General features: G+C 73.0%; 2 protein-coding genes. Both read right to left on the reverse strand.

Annotation, left to right across the window (positions count from 1 at the left end):
- Positions 1-5,995: SDR family NAD(P)-dependent oxidoreductase (locus ACZ52J_RS42490; protein WP_465626783.1), on the reverse strand; the 5,995-nt coding region annotated here is incomplete at its 3' end.
- 2 nt (positions 5,996-5,997) lie between these two features.
- Positions 5,998-8,511 (reverse strand): type I polyketide synthase, encoded by a 2,514-nt coding sequence (locus tag ACZ52J_RS42495; protein WP_465626784.1) that lies wholly within the window; start codon positions 8,509-8,511, stop codon positions 5,998-6,000.
- Between the last annotated feature and the right edge of the window lie 75 nt (positions 8,512-8,586).

The raw sequence follows: 8,586 nt of genomic DNA on the forward strand, positions 1-8,586 counted from the left end.
CCCCACCCGGCAACCGGCACCCCATACCCACGATCACCACCGGATCAGCCCCATCACCCACCGACACCACCGGCACCACCGACACCGGCACCACACCCCCACCCTCAACCTCACCCTCACCGAGGATCCCGCTCAGCAGGTGCTCGGCGAGTTGCCGCGGGGTGGGGTGGTCGAAGGTGACGGTGGCGGGCAGGCGCAGGCCGGTGGCGGTGTTGAGCCGGTTGCGCAGTTCGACGGAGGTCAGGGAATCGAAGCCGAGGTCCTTGAACGGCTGCCGGTCCCATGCGGCCCCCGGTTCGCGGTGACCGAGCACGGCTGCGGTGTTGGCGGTGACCAGGTCGAGTGCGGCTCGCAGCCGTTCGGCCTCCGGCAGTGACCGCAGGCGGTCGGCGATCGCGCCGTGCCGCGCCGGGCGCCGGGCCGCCTTGCGGGAGACGAGGCCCTTGAGGGCTGCCGGGGCGCCCGCCATCACGGAGAGGTCGAGGCGTACCGGCACCAGCGCGGCCCGGTCCGTGGCCAGGGCCGCGTCGAACAGCGACAGGGCGTGGTCGGTGGCCAGTGGCACGACCCCGGCTCGCATCAGCCGGTCCTGGTCGGCACCGGTCAGGTGCCCGGTCATGCCGCTCAGCTCGGCCCAGTAGCCCCAGGCCAGCGAGGTCGCCGGCAGTCCGAGGGCGCGCCGGTGCACGGCGAGGGCGTCGAGGAAGGTGTTGGCCGCGGCGTAGTTGGCCTGCCCGGGGCTGCCGAGCGTCCCGGCCGCCGAGGAGAAGAGGACGAACGCCGTCAGGTCCCGCCCTCGGGTGAGTTCGTGCAGGTGCCAGGCCGCCCGTGCCTTGGGCTCCCAGACCGCGGCGAGGCGTTCGGGGGTCAGGGACTCGACCACGGCGTCGTCGAGCACGCCGGCGGCGTGGACGACCGCGGTCAGCGGGTGCGCGGCCGGGATCGAGTCCAGTACGGCCGCCAGCGCGTCCCGGTCGGCCACGTCGCAGGCGGCCACGGACACCTCCGCGCCCAGCCCGGCCAGTTCCTCGCACAACGCCGCCCCGCCACCACTGCGGCTGACCAGCAACACATGCCGCACACCCCGCTCCGCCACCAGATGCCGGGCCACATGGCCCCCCAGCGTCCCCGTACCACCGGTGATCAGCACCGTACCGGCCGCATCGAGATCCGCAGGAACCGTGAGGACGATCTTCCCGACGTGAGCGGCCCGGCTCATGAACCGGAAGGCGTCGACCGCGTCCCGGACCCCGCGTACGTCCAACGGCAGCGGTGCGAACTCGCCGTCCGTGAATTCCCGTACGACGGCGTCCAGGATCTCGCCGAGCCGTTCCGGCCCCGCGTCGGCGATGTCGAACGCCCGGTAGACGATGTCGGGATGGTCGGCCGCGTCGCGGATGTCGGTCTTGCCCATCTCCACGAACCGGCCGCCGGGCCCGAGCAGCCGCAGGGAGGCATCGACGAACTCGCCGGACAGCGAGTCCAGAACCACGTCCATGGGCGGGAACTTCTGCTCGAACTCCAGGGTGCGCGACGAGGCGATGTGGTCCTCGTCCAGTCCCAGGGCGCGCAGGGTGTGCCATTTGGCCGGGCCGGCGGTGGCGAACACCTCCGCCCCGAGCCGCCGGGCCAGTTGGATCGCCGCCATGCCGACGCCGCCGGTGCCGGCGTGGATCAGGACCCGGTCACCGGCCTTCAGCCCGCCCAGGTCACGCAGGCCGTACCAGGCGGTCAGGAACACCACGGGCACTGCCGCGGCCCTGGCGAACGACCAGTCGTCGGGCATCCGGACCAGCAGCCGCTGGTCGGCGACGGTGACCGGGCCGAAGGCGCCGGGGACCAGGCCCATGACGCGGTCGCCGGGGCGGAACCGGGTGTCCGGGCCGGTTTCGAGGACGACGCCCGCGCCTTCGCCGCCCATCAGGGCCTCGCCGGGGTAGACGCCGAGGGCGATCAGCACGTCCCGGAAGTTCAGGCCGGCCGCCCGCACGGCGATCCGAACCTGCCCGGGCTCCAGCGGCTCCATGAGCTCCGGGCGGGGCACCAGCGCCAGGTCGTCGATGCTGCCGGTGCCCGTGTCCTCCAGCCGCCAGGTCCCGTCTGGCGGGGTGAGGCTCCCGCCGACGCGGACCAGGCGGGGGACGCGCAGCGCCCCTTGGCGTACCGCCAGTTCCGGCTCGTCCGTGCCGGCGATCAGCGCGGGGTCCCAGGTCGAGTCGGCGTCGACCAGGACGAACCGGTCGGGGTGTTCGGCCCGCGCGCCGCGGACCAGGCCCCAGACCATCGAGTGGTGGAGGCCGACCACGTCACCGGGCGCGGCGGCGACGGCGTTGCGGGTGACGACCGCCAGCCGTGTCCGCTCGCCCGCCAAGTGGTCCCGGATCACGGCGAGTACGCTCTGCGCGCTCTCGTACGCCGCCTCGACGGTGTCCGCCTCGGGCTCCGGCCCGGGCACCTCGTAGACGACCAGGTCCGCGGGGTCGCCGCCCGTCGATGCCGATTCGCAGGGGACCCAGTCGAGTGCGTACAGGCTGTCCGGGACGGCGGTGGCGTCCCGGACGGTCAGCGACGTGATGACCGCGACCGGGGTGCCGTCCGGATCGGCCACGGCCACGGTGTACGTGTCCGGCCCGGTGGCGGACAGGCGTACGCGCAGCGTCCCGCGGCCGGCGGGCCGTATCGCCACTCCGGTGAACGCGAACGGCAGGCCGGTGCGGTCGGTGAGGAAAGCCATGGGGTGCAGTGCGGCGTCGAGCAGCGCGGGGTGCAGGGCGAACGGTTCCTCGGCGGGAAGCTCCACCTCGGCGTAGACGGTGTCGCCGACCCGCCAGGCCGCCGTGACGCCCTGGAACGCCGGCCCGTACTCGTAGCCGAGCACGGACAGCGAGTCGTAGAGCCCGTCGACGTCGAGGGGCTCACCGGCCGGCGGCCAGTCCCAGGTGCTCAGCACCGGCTCCTCGCCCAAGGTCCCGGTGGCGTGCCGCACCCACTCGTCGCCGTCACGCGAGTACACCGTGAGCGGGTTGCGGCCGTCGTCCTCGGGGCCCACGACGACCTGGAGGTGCACCGGGGTGTCGTCGAGGACGAGCGGCGTTTCGAGCACCAGCTCCTCGACCGCGTGGCCGAGCCGGCCGGCCGCGTAGGCCGCCATTTCCGCGAACGCGGTGCCGGGCAGGAGGACGGAGCCCCGCACGGTGTGGTCGGCCAGCCACGGGTGGGTGGCGAGGGAGATCCGTCCGCTGAGCACCGCGCCGTCGGGCAGTTCCACGAACGTGCTGAGCAGGGGGTGGTCGCCCGACTCCGTCGGGACGGGCCGCAGCCAGTACGGCTGGCGCTGGAAGGCGTACGTCGGCAGGCTGACGGGCTCGGTGTCGTCCGGGAACCGCCAGTCGACCGGGACACCATGGACGTGCAGGCGGCCGAGCGAGGTGAGGAAGTCGTCCTGGTCGCGCCGGAGCGTGCCGGTAGCCAGGAGGTCGGAGCCGTGGTGGTGACCGGTCTCCTCGACGGCGGAGACCAGGACCGGGTGCGGGCTGACCTCGACGAAGACGGTGTGGCCGTGGTCGAGCAGCGCACGGGTGGTCTGGTCGAACAGCACGGGTTCGCGGAGGTTGCGGTACCAGTAGCCGGTGTCGAGGGCGGAGGTGTCGATCTGCTCGCCGGTCACCGTCGAGTAGAACGGGATCGTCGCCGGGCGCGGTGTGATGCCGGCGAGGTCGGTGAGCAGTTGCTCGCGGATCGCCTCGACCTGGACAGAGTGGGCGGCGTAGTTGACGGGCAGGCGGCGAGCGTGGATGCCGTCGGCCTCACAGGCCGCCAGCAGCTCGTCCAGCGCGTCCAGCGCGTCCAGCGCGTCCAGATCACCCGATACCACCACGCTGTCCGCGGAGTTGACCACCGCCACGGTCAGCCGGCCGTTCCAGCGGGCCACGAACTCGGCGGCCTGCTCATGCCCGAGCCCTACGGAAAGCATGCCGCCCTGGTCGGCCAACACCGCCAGCGCCCTGCTCCGTAACGCCACCACCTTGGCGGCGTCGTCCAACGACAACGCCCCCACCACATACGCCGCCGCGATCTCCCCCTGCGAATGCCCGACCACGGCATCAGGCTCCACACCATGAGCACGCCACAGCTCGGCCAGCGCCACCATCACCGCGAACAGAGCCGGCTGCACCACATCCACCCGCTCCAACGAGCCACCGCCGACCAGCACCTCCACCAACGACCAGTCCGTGTACGGCGCCAACGCCACATCACACGCATCGATCGCCTCCCGGAACACCGCCTCCGAGCCGTACAACTCCCCACCCATACCCACCCACTGCGCACCCTGCCCCGGAAACACGAACACCGAACGACCCAGCGAACGGACAGTCCCGGTGACCAGACCCGGCGCCGACCGGCCCTCCGCCAGTGCCTCCAACGCCTCCACACCGCTCAGCACCGCACGGTGAGCGAAACGCGACCGCCCCGCCAACGCCCGACCCACCGCAGCCGCGCCAACCCCCGGATGCCCGGCCAGGAACGCCCCCAGCCGACGCGCCTGCTCCCGCAACGCCACATCCGACTTCCCCGACAACACCCACGGCACCACCCCGCCCGCGGCCCCCGTCGAAACCCGGACCGGCTCCTCAGCAGCCGCCTCGATCACCACATGCGCGTTCGTACCGCTGATGCCGAACGCCGACACGCCGGCACGGCGGGGACGCCCCGTCTCCGGCCACGGCCGGGCCTCGGTGAGCAGTGAGACACGACCCGCCGACCAGTCGACGTGGGAGGTCGGCGCGTCCACGTGGAGGGTCCGCGGCAGTTCACCGTGCCGCATCGCCATGACCATCTTGATCACACCCGCCACGCCGGCGGCGGCTTGCGTGTGGCCGATGTTCGACTTCACCGACCCCAGCCACAACGGCTCATCCCGCCCCTGACCGTAGGTCGCCAGGAGTGCCTGCGCCTCGATGGGGTCGCCAAGGGTGGTGCCGGTGCCGTGGGCCTCCGCCGCGTCCACGTCCGCCGTCGACAGTCCGGCATTCGCCAACGCCTGCCGGATGACGCGTTCCTGGGACGGACCATTCGGCGCCGCAAGCCCGTTCGACGCGCCGTCCTGGTTCACCGCCGAGCCCCGGACGACCGCCAGCACCCGGTGGCCGTTACGGCGGGCGTCGGACAGGCGTTCCAGCAGCAGCAGGCCGGCGCCCTCACCCCAGCTGGTGCCGTCGGCCGCCTCGGCGAACGCCTTCACCCGGCCATCGGCGGCAAGCCCCCGCTGCCGCGAGAACTCGACGAACCCCGCCGGCGTCGCCATCACCGTCACGCCACCGGCCAACGCCAGCGAACACTCCCCCGCCCGCAATGCCTGCGCCGCCAGATGGATCGCCACCAGCGACGACGAGCACGCCGTGTCCACCGACACCGCCGGACCCTCCAGCCCCAGCAGGTACGACACCCGCCCGGACGTGGCGCTGGTGGCTGTTCCGGTGGCGAGAAAACCTTCGAGGTCCGGCGGCGGCTGGTTGCCGTAGCCGGAGGACCACAGGCCGGTGAACACGGCTGTGCGGCTGCCGCCGAGTGTGGTCGGGTCGATGCCGGCGTACTCGAAGGTCTCCCAGGCGGTTTCCAGCAGCACCCGCTGCTGCGGGTCCATCGCCAACGCCTCGCGCGGCGAGATACCGAAGAACCCGGCATCGAAGCCGGCGCCGTCGGCGAGGAAGCCGCCCGATCGGCTGTAGGTCGTGCCCGGCCGGTCCGGGTCAGGGTCGTAGACGACGTCCCATCCACGGTCCGGCGGGAATGCGGTGATCGCGTCGGCACCGTCCGAGACGAGCCGCCACAGGTCGGCCGGGCACTCCACTCCGCCCGGGTAGCGGCAGCCCATGCCGATGATCGCGATCGGCTCGCGCGCGGCCTCCTCCATGTCGGCGAGGCGCTTACTGAGCACTCCCAGGTCGGCCGTGGCGCGCTTGAGGTAAGTGCGGAGCTTCTCTTCGTCAGACATCGCTACTGCTCCTCAGCGTTTCGGGACTCGCCCGATCGGATGACCTCGGTCCTGCGGTGCGCATCGTCCAGAAGGCTGAACAGTTCGTCGTCGCTGGCCTCGTCGACACCGGCCGCGGAGCCGGTGCGTTTGCCGGTCCAGGCCGCGAGTAGTGCTTCGAGGCGGGCCGCGACGGTCTCGTAGTCGGCGTCGGCGGCTGCCGCGTCCAGGGTGGACTTGAGCTGGTCGAGTTCGGCGAGCAGGGGGTCGGGTTCGGTGCCGTGCAGCCGTGTGTGCAGGAAGGCGGCGAGGCGGGTTGGTGTCGGGTGGTCGAAGACGAGCGTGGCGGGCAGGCGCAGGCCGGTGTCCGCGTCGAGCTGGTTGCGCAGTTCCACGGCGGTGAGCGAGTCGAACCCGATGTCGGTGAACGCCTGGTCGGGGTTGACCGCCTCCGGTGACGAGTGCCCCAGGACGAGGGAGACCTGGCCCACGACGAGTTGCAGCACGTCGGCCTGCGTCCACACGCGGTCGGCGGTCTGCCTGCGCCGGGGCCGTACCAGCTCCCGCAGCAGGGCGGGCGGATCGCCGGCGCGGCGCAGCGCCGACAGGTCGAACCTGACGGGGGCGAGGGTGGGGGTGCCCGCGGTCAGCGCGGCGTCGAACAGGGCCAGCGCGTCCGTCGTCGGCAGCGGCCGTACGCCGGCCCTCGCCAGGCGGTGCCGGTCGGTGGCGGTCAGACCTCCGGTCATGCCGCTGGCCTCTGCCCAGTAGCCCCAGGCGAGCGACACGGCCGGCTGTCCCTGGGCGTGCCGGTGTGCGGCGAGGCCGTCGAGGTACGCGTTCGCCGCCGAGTAGTTCGCCTGGCCCGCGCCGCCCAGCACACCGGCCGCCGACGAGAACAGCACGAACGCCTCCAGGTCCGAGGTCAGTTCGTGGAGGTGCCGCGCCGCGAGGGCCTTCGGCTCCCACACGCGCGCGAACTGCTGCGGGGTGAGGGATTCCACGACGGTGTCGGCCAGCGTGCCCGCGGCGTGGATCACCGAGGTGACCGGGTGTTCGGCGAGCAGCCGCGCCACCGCCTCGCGGTCGGACACGTCGCACGCCACGATGTCGGCGGTCGCGCCCAGCGCGGCCAGGTCGGCGGTCAGCGCGGCCGCGCCGGGGGCGTCCGGGCCGCTCCGGCTGACCAGCAGCAGGTGCCGCACGCCGTGCCGTACGGCGAGGTGGCGGGCGATCGTGCCGCCCAGGGTGCCGGTGCCGCCGGTGACGAGCACCGTGCCCTCGGGGCTGAGCGGCGAGGGCAGCGGTTCGGTCCGCGCCCGTTCGAGGCGGGGGACGTGAACGGCGCCGACGCGGATCGCGAGCTGGGGTTCGTCACCGGCCAGCCGGACCTCGTCGCCGTCGTCACCGTCGACCAGCACGAACCGACCGGGGTGCTCGGTGGCGGCCGACCGGACCAGGCCCCAGACGGCGGCGGCCTGGGGGTCGACGTCCTCGCCCGGACGGACCGGCACGGCGTTGCGCGTGGCGATCACCATGCGCGGGGTGTCCGTGGTGAGGAAGTCCTGGATCACCCGCAGGGTCTCGACGGGCGAGGTGGCGTGGTGGACCGGGATGTCCGGTTCGGTGGTCGCCGCTTCCAGGACCGGCCACACCACCTGGTACGGCACGTCCCGCGTGGTGGCCCCGGCCGGCCGGCGCAGGGTCAACGAGGCGATCTCGGCGATCGGCGCGCCCGACTGGTCGGCGAGGCCGATCGCGCAGGAGTCCTGGCCGGTCATTGTCAGCCGGACCCTGGCGTGCTCGGCGCCGCGCCACCAGGAGATCCCGGCGAAGGAGAACGGCATCTTCGCCCGGTCGTCGGCTACGGTCACGGTCTGGATCGCGGCGTCGAGCAGGGCGGGGTGCAGGGCGAACCGGGTGTCACCGGGGGGTACAGCCACCTCCGCGTAGAGGGTGTGGCCCTCGCGCCAGGCCGCTCGCAGGCCTTGGAAGGCCGTGCCGTAGGCGAATCCGGCGTCGGCCAGGTTGTCGTAGAAGGCGTCGAGGTCGACGGCTTCGGCGTGCGGCGGCCACTGCCGTGCCCAGGGCTCCCGTGGTGCGACGGGTACGGCGCCCAGGGTCCCGGTGGCGTGCCGTACCCACTCGCCGTCCGCGCGCGAGTGGATCGAGACGCTGCGCCGGCCCGCCCGGTCGGGGCCGACGGTCACGGACACCTGCACGCCGTCCGCGACCACCAGCGGTGTCTCCAGCGTCAGGTCCTCGACCGCCGGGCAGCCGACGTGTTCGCCGGCCCGGAGCGCCAGGTCCACGAACGCCGCGCCGGGCAGCAGGGGCGAGCCCGAGATGACGTGTTCGGTGAGCCACGGCTGCGCGGTGGTGGCGAGTTGTCCCGTCAGCACCACGCCGTTGTCGTCGGGGAGTTCCATGGCGTCCCGCAGCAGCGGGTGGTCGATCCGGCCGTCACCGGTCGGTGCCGGGGTGGTGGGCTGGAGCCAGTAGTGCTGGTGCTGGAAGGCGTACGAAGGCACACGCACGCCCGACGTCCCCGCCGTCGTGGCCGCGGGCGGCGTCCAGCGCACGGAACCATCCACCCACAACCGCCCCAGCCC

The organism is Kitasatospora sp. NPDC034035, assembly GCF_055575755.1.